At 55.4% G+C, this 14,432-nt stretch carries 14 protein-coding genes; 7 read left to right on the forward strand and 7 right to left on the reverse strand.

The features are described 5' to 3' along the window. Positions 1 to 121: 121 nt before the first annotated feature. Complete coding sequence (locus E3E36_RS04225) at positions 122 to 1,105, forward strand: hypothetical protein (protein ID WP_167894084.1); 984 nt, start codon at positions 122 to 124, stop codon at positions 1,103 to 1,105. Positions 1,106 to 1,192: 87 nt separating this feature from the next. Here the strand turns inward: E3E36_RS04225 and E3E36_RS04230 are convergent, their stop codons facing one another. From E3E36_RS04230 to E3E36_RS04245, 4 genes are all read right to left on the reverse strand, one after another. Further along, entirely contained in the window at positions 1,193 to 2,095 is a 903-nt protein-coding gene (locus E3E36_RS04230; RefSeq protein ID WP_167894085.1) for a pantoate kinase, read from the reverse strand. 102 nt (positions 2,096 to 2,197) lie between these two features. After that, positions 2,198 to 3,805, reverse strand: a complete 1,608-nt coding sequence (locus E3E36_RS04235; RefSeq protein WP_167894086.1) for a Na+/H+ antiporter NhaC family protein — start codon at positions 3,803 to 3,805, stop codon at positions 2,198 to 2,200. A gap of 311 nt (positions 3,806 to 4,116) precedes the next feature. Continuing rightward, positions 4,117 to 4,701 carry a type-4 uracil-DNA glycosylase gene (udg, locus tag E3E36_RS04240; RefSeq protein WP_167894772.1) on the reverse strand — a complete coding sequence of 195 codons (585 nt, stop codon included), beginning with the start codon at positions 4,699 to 4,701 and terminating at the stop codon, positions 4,117 to 4,119. A gap of 5 nt (positions 4,702 to 4,706) precedes the next feature. Then, positions 4,707 to 5,060 carry a hypothetical protein gene (locus E3E36_RS04245; protein ID WP_167894087.1) on the reverse strand — a complete coding sequence of 118 codons (354 nt, stop codon included), beginning with the start codon at positions 5,058 to 5,060 and terminating at the stop codon, positions 4,707 to 4,709. Positions 5,061 to 5,220: 160 nt separating this feature from the next. Here E3E36_RS04245 and tes point away from each other — a divergent pair, with 160 nt between their 5' ends. Both tes and E3E36_RS04255 read left to right on the forward strand, forming a co-directional pair. Beyond that, positions 5,221 to 6,990 (forward strand): tetraether lipid synthase Tes, encoded by a 1,770-nt coding sequence (tes, locus tag E3E36_RS04250; protein ID WP_167894088.1) that lies wholly within the window; start codon positions 5,221 to 5,223, stop codon positions 6,988 to 6,990. Positions 6,991 to 7,000: 10 nt separating this feature from the next. Then, on the forward strand, positions 7,001 to 7,306 hold the full coding sequence (locus E3E36_RS04255) for a DUF3213 domain-containing protein (protein WP_167894089.1): 306 nt from the start codon (positions 7,001 to 7,003) through the stop codon (positions 7,304 to 7,306). Between the two features lie 10 nt (positions 7,307 to 7,316). Here the strand turns inward: E3E36_RS04255 and E3E36_RS04260 are convergent, their stop codons facing one another. After that, positions 7,317 to 8,783: a DUF2139 domain-containing protein gene (locus E3E36_RS04260; RefSeq protein ID WP_167894090.1), complete on the reverse strand. Its 1,467-nt coding sequence runs from the start codon at positions 8,781 to 8,783 to the stop codon at positions 7,317 to 7,319. Between the two features lie 86 nt (positions 8,784 to 8,869). On the opposite strand from E3E36_RS04260, the gene E3E36_RS04265 reads away from it, so the two are divergent. Both E3E36_RS04265 and E3E36_RS04270 read left to right on the forward strand, forming a co-directional pair. Continuing rightward, positions 8,870 to 9,217 (forward strand): CidA/LrgA family protein, encoded by a 348-nt coding sequence (locus E3E36_RS04265; protein ID WP_167894091.1) that lies wholly within the window; start codon positions 8,870 to 8,872, stop codon positions 9,215 to 9,217. Then, the gene (locus tag E3E36_RS04270) at positions 9,214 to 9,888 is read left to right on the forward strand and encodes a CidB/LrgB family autolysis modulator (protein ID WP_167894092.1); all 675 of its coding nucleotides are present in this window, start codon (positions 9,214 to 9,216) and stop codon (positions 9,886 to 9,888) included. The genes E3E36_RS04265 and E3E36_RS04270 overlap by 4 nt, the downstream gene beginning before the upstream one ends. Here the strand turns inward: E3E36_RS04270 and E3E36_RS04275 are convergent. Together E3E36_RS04275 and E3E36_RS04280 are read right to left on the reverse strand one after the other, a co-directional pair. Then, the gene (locus tag E3E36_RS04275; RefSeq protein ID WP_167894773.1) at positions 9,832 to 10,293 is read right to left on the reverse strand and encodes a Tfx family DNA-binding protein; all 462 of its coding nucleotides are present in this window, start codon (positions 10,291 to 10,293) and stop codon (positions 9,832 to 9,834) included. The genes E3E36_RS04270 and E3E36_RS04275 overlap by 57 nt on opposite strands. Before the next feature lie 207 nt (positions 10,294 to 10,500). Next, complete coding sequence (locus E3E36_RS04280) at positions 10,501 to 12,435, reverse strand: S16 family serine protease (RefSeq protein ID WP_167894093.1); 1,935 nt, start codon at positions 12,433 to 12,435, stop codon at positions 10,501 to 10,503. A 133-nt stretch (positions 12,436 to 12,568) separates the two neighbouring features. On the opposite strand from E3E36_RS04280, the gene E3E36_RS04285 reads away from it, so the two are divergent. Continuing rightward, positions 12,569 to 13,132, forward strand: a complete 564-nt coding sequence (locus E3E36_RS04285) for a universal stress protein (protein ID WP_342764376.1) — start codon at positions 12,569 to 12,571, stop codon at positions 13,130 to 13,132. Positions 13,133 to 13,143: 11 nt separating this feature from the next. Continuing rightward, positions 13,144 to 14,430 carry an SLC13 family permease gene (locus tag E3E36_RS04290; protein WP_167894094.1) on the forward strand — a complete coding sequence of 429 codons (1,287 nt, stop codon included), beginning with the start codon at positions 13,144 to 13,146 and terminating at the stop codon, positions 14,428 to 14,430. The last annotated feature ends 2 nt before the right edge of the window (positions 14,431 to 14,432 follow it).

Below are 14,432 nucleotides of genomic sequence, written 5' to 3' on the forward strand. Positions count from 1 at the left end.
GATAAAAGGTTAGCCCACCATCAGAAATGTCTAATGGATTATAACGGCTTCTGATGACACTCCAGTTTATACTCCGTAAGTGTTATTAACTTGATAATAACCCACGTAAAAGGGGGTTACATTGAAGATACGGCTGGATAACAAGAATGGCGAAAGAACCACTTTTACACCCAGACAATCCGTTATAAATAATATAGTGGGAAACTATACCGAGAGAATTGCCCAAGAATATATTTCCATGGAAATCATTCCACGGTTAAAGGAAAATCATGAGTATGTTGCGATGTATGGACCCAACGTCAGGATATTCACAAGAGAATTTACCCCACTCTATGCTAACCCCAGTGGAAAAGAGAGCTTGCCATATTGGCATAGGCTGCACGAAACTAGAACCTATTCGTCAGACAATATGGAGGCCAAATCTCTTAAAACTGCTTTAGAGATTATAAAATTGGCGTATCCTGCATCTTGGGTGTTGCCCCCCGATTGCAAAAGAATATACATCAAAAAAACAACGGACGAGTTTGGATATTCGGAGATTGTAAGTACTGCTTGTAAGCAAGACAGCATCTTTACCGTAATATCCCCTCTCCGCTATAGAATGCGTTCAGGAGCATTATCCGAAGCGTTAAATGACACCGCAGACTGGATAAGACACTCATGTTTCGTCACTGAACGAAGTAAAGATGGACTATTAAAATTTTACAACATCTTAAAAGAGAGCAAATATGCCCCAGATTTCATAATCATTGCTCTTGATGTCGTGGGAGAAAAGAAGATTAACGTCAGTTCACGATCCAAAAGTTTACAAATAAGAAAGACATTCAAGTTGCCAGTTATAGACGTTAAAAGACTAATAGTGGTAGAAACAAAGAGTACCAAGCCCCAAGCCCGCGTGGAATTCTCAACTAGCCAGAAAAAATTCTTAGAGCTCTTTTCTAATCAAGATCTTGCTGAATTTCTTCTCATTTACATCCCAGTTGATGATATGATTCCGTTAAAAAACATCCCAATAATCATGTATCATTTCCTGCCGGGAGAAATTATAGATGTAAATTCATTTCGTCGATATAAAAGGAGCAAAAACACCTTAGACCATCAGTAGATATCTAGAAGCCCAAGATAGCATTTAAAATAATGATTGAGCACTTCCAGCTGTAGAAGGCACCCTAAAAATTATTGTATAAGAGACTCAGCCCATCCACCTGCCGACCCTGGGCTTCTCCGTGTAGATTTCTGCCACGTCGTAGGGGACGTTGAGGTCGGCCAGCAGTGCCTTGGCTCCCTCGAGCTCCTTTTCCCTCACCAACGCGAAGAGGCCCTTTCCAAGCATTATCATCGATGATGGGTTCGAGAGAAGTTTATCCAGCTGGCGCGCGAGCTCAAGGAGCTCACCGCTCAGGAGGCCGGTTCTCTCCGCGAACCCTCTCGCGAGGGCCATCATGCGCTCGGGCCTCGGTTCCATGAGGAGCTTTTCGAGGGCGAGCTTTCCTTCAACCTCTATCGCTTTAACGACATCCCCATCAAGCACCTCTCTGGTCGAAAGCCTTCCGAGGGGGACGACGAGGACTTTGTATCCCTCAAAAAACAGGTTGTCAACGACGCCTATTCCGGGGCCTCCAGCTTTAACGCGAACCTCCATCCCGCCGGCGAGCTGGGCTATGACGTCGCCGAGGCCGCCCCTGTTGATGACCTCATACTTGTGCGCTATCTGAGCCGCCTTCAGCCATGTCCCGCCGAAGGTGTAGCTCAAAGCCAATGCGGTCCCGAGAGCACCTCCAGCGCTGTTGCCGAAGCCGTAGCCGTTGGGGAAGTCAAAGTACTGCCAGATCTCGACCTCACCGGAGAAGTCTTTGGGCACCAGTTCATCGGCAACGGAATAGGTTATCCTCGCCTCCTCCCGCTTCACAGGCTCACCGTTGAAGGCAACGTGGATGTGCCTCTCAAGCGTGCCCGTCTCTATGCTCGCGAAGACGTTGACGCCCTTGTCAAGGTTCACGCCCGCCCCAAGGGAGCCGGCTTTGAGAGGGTCATCGTGAAACTGGGGGACGAAGAACGCCGTGATGTGCGCGGGAACGAACGACCTGACCAGCATACCCTCACCTCCAGAAAAAGTGCTCTGGAGTGCTTTTAAAGGCTTTTAGATTCCGCAAAGCTTCATAAAAACGGAGGAAATAAAGCGGAAAGAAGGAAAGCCTCACTCCTCTACCACGTACACCGGGACCTTTCCGTGCGGTATACCGTACTTCTTGCCGTACCACTCGCTGAGGAAGTACCAGGCCCCAACCAGGAGTATCAGACCGAGCGGCAGGAGGATCCACCAGCTGTGGACTCCGAGTCCGAAGAGGAGGTAGAGTATTATGCCGACGCCCGAGGCGGTCATTGCGTAGGGAACCTGGGTCGTGACGTGGTCTATGTGGTCGGAACCGCTGAACATCGAGCTCATGATTGTCGTATCACTGATCGGGGAGCAGTGGTCGCCGAAGATTCCTCCTGCGAAGACAGCACCGATTGCCGCGAAGACCTCCGGGCCGAGGTAGCCGGTAACGCCGTAGGCGAGGGGTATCGCTATCGGCAGCATGATGCTGAAGGTTCCCCAGCTCGTTCCGGTCGTGAATGAGATGAACATCGAGATGAGGAACACTATCAGCGGCACCCAGCTCCCGGTGACGCCGGCGCTCTTGGCGAGGTCGACGATGTAGGGTGCGGTTCCAACGGCGTCGGTGGCGCTCTTGATGCTCCATGCCAGGAGGAGTATGGTGTTGGCTATGATCATCTGCTTCATGCCGCGGATTATGGCGTCCTCGGCTTCCTCAATCGTCATCTGCCTGGTGACGAGCACGAGGAAGAAGGCCACGACGACCATCGCAAAGCTTCCCCAGAGGAGCGCCAGTGCAGAGTCGGAGTTCCCGAGGACCCCCATCAGCCCATCGGTGGCGTAGACCTCGCCCCCACCGCCGGTGTACCACATGCCGTAGAGCGTGACGAAGATCAGCGTCAGTATGGGCCATATGAAGATGTGGACGCTTCCCCCCTCCTTGGGCATTCCGAGGTCTATTTCCGTGGTCATGAGCGGCTTCGCACCGTCACGCAGGACTTTGCCCTCGGTCCTGGCGCGCATCTCGGCCTGGAGCATGGCCCCATAGTGCCTGTGGGTGAGCGCCACGATGAAGACGAGTATTATCGCGAGTATCGAGTAGAACCTGAAGGGAACGCTGTGGGCCCACGCACCATAGGCGCCCCCAACAGACGCCAGGTCAACGTTCAGCTTGCTGAAGGCGTCCCCTATCAGGCCGACCTCGTAGCCTATCCACGTCGAGACTATCGCTAGACCCGCGACCGGTGCGGCCGTTGAGTCGTCTATGTAGGCCAGCATCTCCCTCGAAACCCTTGTCCTGTCGGTGATGGGCCTCATAGTGTTACCGACGATGATGGTGTTGGTGTAGTCGTCGAAGAATATGAGCACACCGAGGAGCCATCCCATCAGAGAGGCGCCGCGACTGCTGCGAACCTTGCTCGCGAGGGCGCGGCCTATCGCATACGCACCGCCGGACTTATAGATCAGCCCGACGCCGGCTCCAATGAGGAAGTCGAACAGCAGTATCTTGACGTTCCAGTCGTCGGTGGCGTTCGCTACTATCCAGTCAAGGGTCTGGGTGGTTCCTGTTACGGGGTTCCAGCCTGATACCATGACGCCTCCAATCCAGACACCTGCAAACAGCGCCAGTATAACCCTCTTTGTCCATATCGCCAGTATAATGGCCACCAGGGGCGGCAACAGGGACAGTATACCGAAGTCCGACATGGTTTCACCTCCGAAGGGGTTTCACCCAGGAAAGCCATGGTTGCAATATAAATCTTCCTGAAAACTTTTTGACATAATGACATATTGCCGAAAATTTTTTGGGAACTCTTCCGTGCATTTATTGCCCCATGCATGCAGTGCGTGCCTATTCGACCCATCCATGCATTATAGGATGCCCTCAGGAACATTAATGCGCACGCATACCATAAAAATCTTTCCCAGAGAACGGTTCCCATAAAGCGTCAATGGACCTTAAAAATTCAAGAAAAACCCCTCCACCCCTGGAGGGCAGCAGGACACCAATGCCGCCATCAGCGACCCTCTATTATATCCCGAAGCCTCATGAAGTCCTTTTTCAGCTCCTCCCTCAGTGCAGGGCGGTACAGGGCAACAGCGGGATGATAGATTGGCATTATGACAATCCTCCCGAACAGGGTGCGGGCCTCGAAGGTCTTCCCGTGTATTCTGCTTATAGGTTCGGGCTGGAAGCCGAACTTTTCGAGGATATAGCGCATCGAGTGCCTGCCGAGCGGAACTATGACCTTCGGCCTGATGATGTCAATCTGCCTGTCAAGGTAGGGCGAGCAGGCCTTTATTTCATCATCTGCCGGATCCCTGTTGTCCGGTGGGCGGCACTTGACGATGTTGGTGATGTAGACCTCGTCCCTGGTCAGACCGATCTCCGCCAGAAGCTCGTCGAGAACCTTTCCCGCCCTGCCGACGAATGGCAGGCCTTTCTGATCCTCCCAGTAACCAGGCGCTTCACCGACGAACATGATTTTTGCATCGTAGCTCCCTGAGCCGGGCACGGCGTTGGTCCTCAGCTGGCCGAGCGGGCACTTCTGACAGGCCCTGATTTTCTCCTCCAGTCTCTTCATCAGTTCTTCTTTTCCCATGGCCATCACGCAAGGGTCTTCTGGCTGAGGTAAGCCTTGAGGAACTCGACCCACGCCGTGTAGTAGCCCTTCTCGTACTCGTCCCTGAACTCGTGCTCAAGTATTACCTCTTGGAAGTGCTTCAAAAGCTCCTCAGCCTTTTTCCTGTCGTGTTCGGTTACGAGCTGGACTATTAGAGCGTCGGGATCATTGTCCTTGATGGCGCTCAGGAAGCCGTTTATCGCCTTTCCGTATCCCCTGCCCCACTCGTCGCTTCCGGCCATCTTCTGGAGCTTTTCAAGGTGGGCCTTCGCCTTTGTGAAGTCCCTCCTCAGCAGGGCACGGAGGAACATTTCCATCCTCATTTCCCTCGCGGGCATCTCACCACCGGAGTAAGTTCGGGGGGCGGCTTTTAACACTTCTCCTGCTCCAGAGCCCCCATACCTATGAAGGCAAATCTGCATATTTACGCAAAAGTTTTTATATCCCCTGAGGGAATTAAAGCCCAGTAAGTGGGTAGAAAGAAAGAGGTGAACGATCATGGCGGAGAGCGTGGGCGAGGTGCCCAGCGGCGAAAAGGAATTCGGGGAGCTGACAAAGCGTGTCAGGGACATAATAAAGTTCCCCGAGATAAGTGAGGAAGAGTTCGAAGAAATGCTCAGAACCGCGAGCAGGGGCTACGGCGGCCCGCTACCCCACAGAACGTACTCCATATGCCCCGAGACCAGGAGGGTCGTCCCGGCCGTTGTCTGGGAGAAAGAAGGAATAGTGTGGATAACGAAGCGCTGTCCTGAGGGCATGATAACCGATGTATATTATGAGAGCGTGGAGCAGTACAATCGGTTCCTTAAGTGGAAGTTCGACTTCAACCTTATGAGTTCCAACGTTGACAACAGCGGCCTCAACTGTCCCCTCGACTGCGGCCTCTGTCCAAGGCACCGCTCGCACACAAACCTTTTGAACATAGTTCTGACAAACAGGTGCAATTTGAGCTGCTGGTATTGCTTCTTCTATGCCAAGGAGGGCCAGCCGATATACGAGCCGACCCTTGAGCAGATACGGATGATGCTCCGCAATGCGAAGAAGGAGCACCCCATCGGGGCAAACGCTGTCCAGCTCACCGGCGGCGAGCCAACCCTGAGGGAGGATCTCATCGAAATAATCAAGATCGCCAAGGAGGAAGGATACGACCACGTCCAGCTCAACACCGACGGCATAAAGCTCGCCTTCGAGCCCGATCTGGTCAGGAAGATACGTAAGGCGGGTGTAAACACTCTCTACCTGAGCTATGACGGAATGACCCCCCAGACCAACTGGAAGAACCACTGGGAGATACCGCTCATATTTGAGAACGTGAGAAAGGCCGGCGGGCCCGGAATAGTCCTCGTCCCGACCACCATAAGGAACGTCAACGACCACGAGCTCGGGGCGATAATAAACTTTGGCCTCAACCACCTCGACATCGTCCGCGGTGTAAACTTCCAGCCGATTTCCCTCGTCGGCAGAGTTCCTAAGAAGGAGCGCCAGAGGTTCAGGATAACCATACCGGGCGCGATAAAGAGGATAGAGGAGCAGACCAACGGGGCAATAGCTATGGACGACTGGTACCCGATACCGATAGCGGGACACATAGCCAGGTTCTTCGAGGCGTTCTCCGGTAGCAGGTACTACATGACCAGCCACTTCGGGTGCGGTGCTGCCACCTACGTTTTCATCGACCGTGAGAACAAGAGGGTGGTGCCCATAAGCAGGTTCCTGGATGTCGAGGGCTTCGTCGAGTACCTGGAGAGCAGGGCCGAGGAAATAGAGAAGTGGGGAAGTCTGGGGAGGCTCCAGAAGCTCAAGCTCGGCGCGGAGATATTCCTTAAATTCAAGAGCTTCTACGACGAGAAGTACGCCCCGAAGGGAGTGGGCGTCCTCGAACTCATAAAGAACGCCTTCATGCACGGCAACTACGACGCCTTAGGAAAGTTCCACCTCAACGCACTCTTCCTGGGAATGATGCACTTCATGGACGAGTACAACTACGACGTCGAGCGCGTTGAACGCTGTGTAATCCACTACGCAATGCCGGACGGAAGGATAGTGCCCTTCTGCACCTTCAACGTGATCCCGGAGCTCTACAGGGACAAGGTACAGGCACAGTTCAGCTACACCTGGGAGGAGTGGAAGGCTCTGCACCCGGACTGGGACTACAAGAAGGATAAATACGTCAGAACCAAGGAGTTCGTCGAAGAGATGAAGAACAGCGAGCTCTACAGGAAGACCTACATTGAGATCGAGGACTACTTCGGCCTCTCAAAGGAGTGAGGTGGGCGACATGACGGTCGGACTGGAGAAGAAGCTCACCAAGCTCGTCCTCAGGTTTGGGAGCATAGACCCCGAAAGGGCCGCCGCCAAGCAGTACGAACTCCTTAAGGACACCAGGGTGTGGCGGGCCTTCCTCAACGGATACGCCAAGAACGGCGTCATCATCTTCGACGAAGAGGCTATGCCTAGGGGAGAGCTCCTAGAGAAGCTGAAGGAGCTTGAGCCAGAGGTCGTCAGGGAGGAGAGACTAACAGTCCAGGAGCTCATCGAGTCCAGCGCGAGCTGGAACAACATCCTCGGGAACATGGAGTCGTAAAAAGAAAAGCTCACCGGAGCTCTATCCTCACTTTTCCTTTCACGTCTTCCTTTTCGAGCTCGAAGCTCACGATCCCGCTGAATGAACTCAGGTCAAGAATGTTCTTGCCGGCCTTGACATCAAAGGTTTCTTCTACTGCATCCCCAGCCGGCAGTGAAAGGTCGTACTCATAGACCGTCAGCCTGTTGTCCCCGCTGAGGTAGAGAACCATCCTTGGTTCGCGGTAGCCGTCGAGCGGGATCCCTCCGAAGGTTCCCGCACCCATGCCCTTTACCCTGCTTGGAAGCGCTAGCGGGAGGGAGAAGCTCACGGGGGCCGGTTTCCCCTGGAGTACCCTCTCATCGAGAACCACTATATCCCTGTGCCCAGTATCAAAGGGTGTCGCCTCGGTCGCGCCGGTGTTGGGGGCGCTGTTGGTGGCCACCAGGATCTTCCCTCCCATCTTTTCGATGCTGGTCACCCTCGCCCCGAAGGTTCCCACTATCTTCACCATCGGCGGGGCGATGTAAACGAGCACGCTCGGCCCAACGACTGTGTTGGTGGTCGCCCAGCCTATTCCGGCATCGTTCGACTCGGGCCTGTAAAGGGCATCATGGTGGGCGTTGAAGGCCGTGAGAATGCCGCCGCCGACGTTTATCGCGTTCACCCTGAAGGGCGCGTAGAACGTGTAAAACTCAAAGAGCCGGAAAAACGTGAACCCCTCGCCCATCAGCGGGTTCCCGGCCACTACACCACCGCGGACAAAGGCAAAGGCCCTGTTGTAGGCGCCCGCCATGGCACCGAGCTGCGGCTTTATGTACGGCCTGCCGTCCGCACTTTTGCCGGGCTTAAAGGCCCACCACTTTCCGCTGATGAGGTCAAGGGCCCGTATCTCCCTGAGCCCCTCGGTGAAGTTGTTCCCGACTCCGAAAAACGCTGTGTCGTGGACGAGCGCCCCCTTCAGGGACGGCTCGTGGATCAGAGGTTCAGCCTTTCCCCTCCTCCTGTCGAGGGAGTAGACACCAAGGTTGGCATGCCCATCCTCCCTCGCGAGCAGGAGCCTGTCGTTGTAGGGGTCGTAGATTATGTCGCTAACTTCGCCTGCCCAGTCGGTTTCGTGGTGGATGGAATCCTTCCAGAGTAGCTTTACAGAGCCCTCCTCTGTGTCGTAGACGTGGACGTGGGAGTATTTGTTGTTGAAGAGTATCCTCCTGTCTTCCCTGTAGACGGCGGGGGCGTGAACCCAGCCGCCGAAGTATATGTACTCGTCAACGGTCTCCACCGCGTTGTATGTGTCACCGCCGCTTGTAGGTGTGTCCCCGAGGAGAGTGAAGTCGTAGGTCTTCTCCTCGCCGCTCTTCACGTCTATGAAGTGCGCTTCGGCCTCGAAGGCGACCGTAAAGTAGAGCGTCCCTCTGTGGTACCGCATCCCAAATATCCCGCCGCTGCCCCACTCCGGGCCGTATCCTGGGGAAAACCGGTAGTCCCTGAGGAGCATGATACCACCACCCACCCTACACCGTCGGCCCTTATTGCCCTTTCGCATTCGGGAGGCTTTTATAGGGAAAGGCCCTAGCGCAGAACATGAGGCCCTACCGAGGACTGGCTATAATATTTGGATTCTATGCAATGGGCGAGCTCACCAGTTCGGCCCTAAGCCTCCCCATCCCCGGAAGCGTTCTGGGCATGCTCTTTCTGCTCTCCGCCCTTCTCGGAGGCACGATAAAGCTTGAGTGGGTCGAAAGCGAGGCAGAGCTGCTCGTGAGGAACATGAGCGTGATGTTTATCCCACCGGGGGTGGGGATAGTGACCTACCTCGGCCTGCTGAGGAGCCAGGCCCTCCCAATATTCGGGGCGCTGGTGATAAGCTTCGCCGCCACGCTGCTGGTAACGACCAAGACCGTCGAGCTCCTCAGGAGGGAAGGAGAATGAACCCCCTCGGAATTGCATTAACACTTGCGGTATTCTACCTCTTCTCGGAACTCCATGCCAGGAAGAGGGCGTTCTATACCAATCCCGTCCTGCTCTCAATAATGGCCATAGCCGCTTTTCTCGCCCTGAGCGGTGTCCCCTACGAGACCTACATGGAAAGCGCATCCATACTGAAGTTCCTCCTCGGGCCCGCTGTAGTAAGCCTCGCGGTTCCGGTCTACAAAGGTAGGGCGACGATAAAGGCCTACGCGAGGGAGATAGCAGTTGGCATAACGATCGGCGGGACGGTTGCAATTCTGAGCGCGTTCTACATAGCGAAGTTCCTCGGCGGAAGCGAGGAGGTTCTCCTCAGCATGGCCCCCAAGAGCGTCACGACGGCAATAGCCATTGGGATAAGCGAGAAGATAGGTGGAATTCCCTCCCTGACGGCCGTCCTGGTGATACTCACCGGTCTGATGGGCAACGCCTTCGCTCCGGAGGTACTGAACCTCGCGGGGATAAGGGACAGAATAGCGAGGGGCCTTGGGGTCGGGGTCTCATCCCACGGTCTCGGAACCGCAAGGATAATACTGGAGGACGAGCTCGCCGGCGCCGTCAGCGGACTGGCCATGGCCCTAAACGGCGTCTTTACGTCGCTCTTTCTGCCCTACCTCATCGAACTGCTCAAGTAGGCACTCGCTTATCCTGAGCCGGTCCCTTGCGTCAAGGAACAGCGTGAAGTCCCTCTTCGCAAGCCTGTCCTCGACGGGAGCGTGCTCCACAAGGAAGGCTATTATTTCCGCCGTGCTGTAAGGGACTTTGATTTTAATTTCGTCCGCCTTTCTGAAAAGTCTCTCTGGCACAGTGAATATGTCCTCGCCCTTCTTCACCTCCACGCTGATCTTGGAGTTTATCTGCTCCCATATGAGCAGGGTGTTCCGGGCCTTTTCTATCTTGTCGAGGGCCCGTCTTTCCAGGATGCTTATGTTGGCCCTGCTCGTGCCGAGAAGCTCCGCTATCTCGCTCTGCTTCAGCCCCTTGGCCCGAAGACGGAGGATCCTAATCTGCTGCTCGGTGAGGAAGCTCTTCGGAGGCATCTTAAACACCAGAGTTTAACACTGTGGCAAATATTAAAAAGTCTTTCTGTGCCCTGCAAGGCCTACCAGGCCCGGCGCAGCCTCAGGCAACCGGTCGTCATCACTGCTCAGGGCAGGGAGTTGTCATCATCGGCAGAGAAAAGTGGGGGCACAGGTTTTAGTGTTTTCCCCGCAGGCAGTGATGGACTAAATGAAAAAAAGGAGTCCTCAAAGCTTTCGTCCTACCGCGGCCCCAACAAGGAACGCACCGATGGCCACCAGTGCCACTGCGGCCGCTGGGACTGACGGGGACTCATCTGACGCCGCCGGAGTCCGGGTCGTGTTCGTGTCCGAGGGGGTGGGTATCACTATCTGGGGGACGTCTGCCGTCGCGTTCCCCTCCGGAACCGTGACCGGGGCCGGGGCCGAACCCAGGAACAGGTTGGCGGTCTCCCTAGCGTACTGGTAGAAGAACATCGCCGTCTGGATGTCCTCCATACTTCCGTTTTCCTGGGCGCTCTGCTCGTAGCTCTCCGCGAACTCGTAGTAGGCCATGGCCAGGACGGGTGTTATCCCCTGGTTCTGTGCCAGGGCGATGGCAGTCTTGGCGTCATCCTTCATGCGCTTCATCTTGTCGGCCAGCACCGTCTGGTTGTCTATTCCGAGGGTGTCCAGGAACACCTGGGCCCGAACCCTTGCTTCCATTGCCGTGAAAAGGGCCGCCGAGTACTTGCCGTCCTCGTAGTACTGCTCCGCCTGCTGGATGCTCTGGCTCAGGTCACCCCCCACGGTTCCGTACATGGACTCTATGTACGTTATGATTAGGTTCGACTCGTCTATGTAGTCCCTGGCGACCGCCTTTATGGCGTCCCTGCCTATAACGTCGCCGCCGGCAAACCTCTCGCCAAGGCTCGCCCAGAAGACCGCTGTTCTGGCCCTTTCGTAGGCATAGGCCGCGTCTCCCACGGCGTTCCAGTAATCATTGCTGTAGTAGTACTTCCTGGCCTCATCGAGGAGCTCCTTAGCCTGCTCCACCCTCTCCTCCGCGGCGGCGATTGCCTGGAGCATCGTGGTGCCCCTGATTGTAACGTTGGAGACCCTCCTTTCAGAGGCGTTTATTTCAGAGTCGGTTAGCCTGAGGTACCTCTGGACGTCTTCCGGGGAACTGACACCAAGGTACCAGTCAACGTGCCTTATGATGATCCTCGCCTGGAAGTCCTTGCTCAGGGTGGTGTAATACCTCCCGTCGTCAAGGGCATTTTTTGACTGGTCTAGTATGGCCTTCGCCTCGTCAAGTGCTTCCATAAGGGTCGTGTAGGTGGCGTAGCCCACGTTGCTCTTCTTCAGCCTCTGGAGGATGTCCTGATAGTACGCGGTGGTATTGTCGTAGTCCTTCACGGCATCGTCCTTCAGGAAAGACGTGTCTATTTTCAGGTAGGAGGGCGCCTGGGGCCTCTTGAGCCTGTGGCCTGTGAAGTAGTAGACCGCGTCGTATATGTCCCTTATCTCGATAACCGTAAGGCCCCAGCGCTCCTTGGCGTACTCCACCACGTCTACCCTCTTCGTCTGAGTGTTGATCTCAACTATACCCCCTATCTCCCTCTTCTGCGTCTCCTGGACGTACTGGATGCGCTGGCCCTCTGGTATCAGGAACAGCTGCGCCCCGACGTCGTGGGCCGCCGACGCCTTCTCCAGTATCCCGCCCACTGGCCCGATGGTGCCGTCCGGGTTTATCATGCCAGTCATCATGACATTCGGGTTGACATTCCATCCCTGGAGTGCCGCTATTATTCCGACGGTCATAGTGCCCCCCGCGGAGGGGCCGCCTATGATCGGGGAGTCCGCCTTTATCTGGATGAACACATCGTACTTGCTCATGTCAACGCCGAGGACTTTGCCCGCCATCTGGGCAGCGAGCCGGGCGCTTGCCTGCATGTCCACCTCTGCAAGGGGCCACGTCTCGACGTAGACGTGTCCGGTTCCGGGCGCGACGGTTATGACGAAGTCAGTGGCCACACCCACCAGCTCCCCATCGGCAGTCTTAGAAACCGCAGGAGCCTTGAGAACCACCGTGTGTCCCTCGCTTGGACACTGGGCGTAACTCAGCCCAGTGAGGGGCAGAATCAGGAGCAGGAACACCGTCAGTGCTGCGGTTTTTTTCATTATCTCACCCCGTTCCTATCCAACGAGGCCTTTAATAAAGCGTTTATGGTTCATTCATTTAACCCAGCAGTCTCCTCCTCCCCACGGTGGGAGGAACAAAAAGGCTTATATATACCCCCATTGAGTGGCCAAAGTGGGGATAGGGATGGACGTCTTCAGCAGGCTCATCCAGAGGAAGTTCAGGAACATCGCAGGCGAGAGGTACGATGAAATTGTAAAACGCTACCGTGAGTTCCTTCTCCTTCCGGAGGAGTTTGTCCTGCCGGAGGTCAGGTCTATCCTGATGCCCGTTGACCGCTTTTCGGGGGAAATACCTGAAGAGCTCTATGAGACCATGAGCTCATACCTGGGCGCCTCCGTGACCGTCGTGTACATATCAGAAAAAAGGACTCTCTGGCTGATAGAGCAGACCCTTGGAAAGGAAGAGGCGGAAAAGCTCAAAAGGGCAAAGATGGAGTTCGCCGAAAGCCTCGTCTCAAAGATCGCTGCAAGGCTCGAAAGCCACGGGCTGAAAGTCAGGGGGAGGTACTTCATAGGGAGCAAGAGCGACGATGTTGTAAAGCTCGCCGGGAGCGGGGAGTTTGACCTCCTGGTCATGTCAAGGAGCTACGGCTCCGAGGTCACCCGGACGTCCCCAGTGAGCCCCCTTGTCCTTAAGATAGTCCAGCACGTGGAGACCCCTGTTATAATCTACTAGGTGGTGCGACCATGGAGCAGACGCTGATAACCGGCATTGCCGTTGCAGTGTTCCTGTTCACGTACGCGCTCATAATCAGTGAAAGGGTTCACAGGACGGTGGCGGCCCTCTTTGGGGCGGCGGTCGTACTTTTTCTTAAGATCGTCCCCTGGGAAAAGCTCCCGGAGTACCTCGACCTGGACACCATATTCCTCCTTATAGGGATGATGATAATCGTCAACACCGCCAGGGAAAGCGGCCTCTTTGAGTTTATAGCAATCAAGACCGCAAAGTTCGCCAGAGGGAGTCCGATGAGGGTTCTCCTGCTGTTCTCCGTTGTCACGGCCCTTATAAGTTCCGTGCTGGACAACGTCACAACTGTCCTGCTGCTCACCCCCATGCTCCTCTACATAACCCGCCTAATGGACGTGAATCCGATCCCGTTCCTCCTGGCGGAGATATTCGCGTCGAACATAGGGGGCACCGCCACCCTCATCGGAGACCCCCCCAACATCATGATAGGCTCCGCCGCTGACCTGAGCTTCAACGAGTTCCTCCTGAACATGGGGCCGATAGCGCTCGTTGACCTTTTCGTTTCCCTCGCGATAATATACCTGACGTACAGGAGCGCCATGATGGTCAGCGAGGACAAGAAGAGGAGGATACTGTCAACGATAGACGAGCTCAGGGAAACGGAGGTTATACGGGACTATTCACTTTTCAGAAAGTCTGTGACAGTCATCCTGGCGGTTGTTGTTCTGTTCTTCCTCCACGACCGCTTCGGCCTTCCCCCCGCTGTTGTTGCGTGGGTCGGGGCCGCAACACTGCTGATATGGAGCAGGATGGAGCCGGATGAGATACTCGAAAAGGTTGAGTGGACGGCCATATTTTTCTTCGCAGGTCTGTTTATCCTCGTCGGGGCCCTAGTCGAAACCGGCGTTATAGACGGCGTGGCAAAGTGGTTGCTCGGGTACGTCAACGGCACGGGAGAGGCCCTGGTGGCTATAACGTGGTTCTCAGCTGTAGCCTCCGCGGTGGTTGACAACATCCCCCTGACCGCCGCTATGATACCCCTCATAAAGGCTATGGGGAGCACGATGAACATATACCCCCTCTGGTGGGCCCTCTCCCTGGGGGCGTGCCTGGGGGGAAACGGAACCGCAATAGGCGCCAGCGCCAACGTCGTCGTGCTCGGTATAGCTGCCCGCGAGGGGGTCAAAATAACGTTCATGGACTTCCTCAAAGTAGGTACGGTGATAATGTTCACGACCGTCGCCGTGGGTATGGGGATCCTGTGGGTGAGGTACATAGGGGTGTGAGG

The organism is Thermococcus sp. M36 (genome assembly GCF_012027355.1).
GTDB lineage: Archaea > Methanobacteriota_B > Thermococci > Thermococcales > Thermococcaceae > Thermococcus.

What these genes read in the sequence shown, in the direction of transcription:
- udg (WP_167894772.1), bottom strand. Translation starts at nt 4,701, where the DNA reads ATGGGAAAAGAAGAACTGATGAAGAGACTGGAGGAGAAAATCAGGGCC.
- E3E36_RS04290 (WP_167894094.1), top strand. Translation starts at nt 13,144, where the DNA reads ATGGAGCAGACGCTGATAACCGGCATTGCCGTTGCAGTGTTCCTGTTC.
- E3E36_RS04260 (WP_167894090.1), bottom strand. Translation starts at nt 8,783, where the DNA reads ATGCTCCTCAGGGACTACCGGTTTTCCCCAGGATACGGCCCGGAGTGG.
- E3E36_RS04265 (WP_167894091.1), top strand. Translation starts at nt 8,870, where the DNA reads ATGAGGCCCTACCGAGGACTGGCTATAATATTTGGATTCTATGCAATG.
- E3E36_RS04235 (WP_167894086.1), bottom strand. Translation starts at nt 3,805, where the DNA reads ATGTCGGACTTCGGTATACTGTCCCTGTTGCCGCCCCTGGTGGCCATT.
- E3E36_RS04275 (WP_167894773.1), bottom strand. Translation starts at nt 10,293, where the DNA reads ATGCCTCCGAAGAGCTTCCTCACCGAGCAGCAGATTAGGATCCTCCGT.
- E3E36_RS04255 (WP_167894089.1), top strand. Translation starts at nt 7,001, where the DNA reads ATGACGGTCGGACTGGAGAAGAAGCTCACCAAGCTCGTCCTCAGGTTT.
- E3E36_RS04280 (WP_167894093.1), bottom strand. Translation starts at nt 12,435, where the DNA reads ATGAAAAAAACCGCAGCACTGACGGTGTTCCTGCTCCTGATTCTGCCC.
- E3E36_RS04245 (WP_167894087.1), bottom strand. Translation starts at nt 5,060, where the DNA reads ATGCCCGCGAGGGAAATGAGGATGGAAATGTTCCTCCGTGCCCTGCTG.
- tes (WP_167894088.1), top strand. Translation starts at nt 5,221, where the DNA reads ATGGCGGAGAGCGTGGGCGAGGTGCCCAGCGGCGAAAAGGAATTCGGG.
- E3E36_RS04270 (WP_167894092.1), top strand. Translation starts at nt 9,214, where the DNA reads ATGAACCCCCTCGGAATTGCATTAACACTTGCGGTATTCTACCTCTTC.
- E3E36_RS04230 (WP_167894085.1), bottom strand. Translation starts at nt 2,095, where the DNA reads ATGCTGGTCAGGTCGTTCGTTCCCGCGCACATCACGGCGTTCTTCGTC.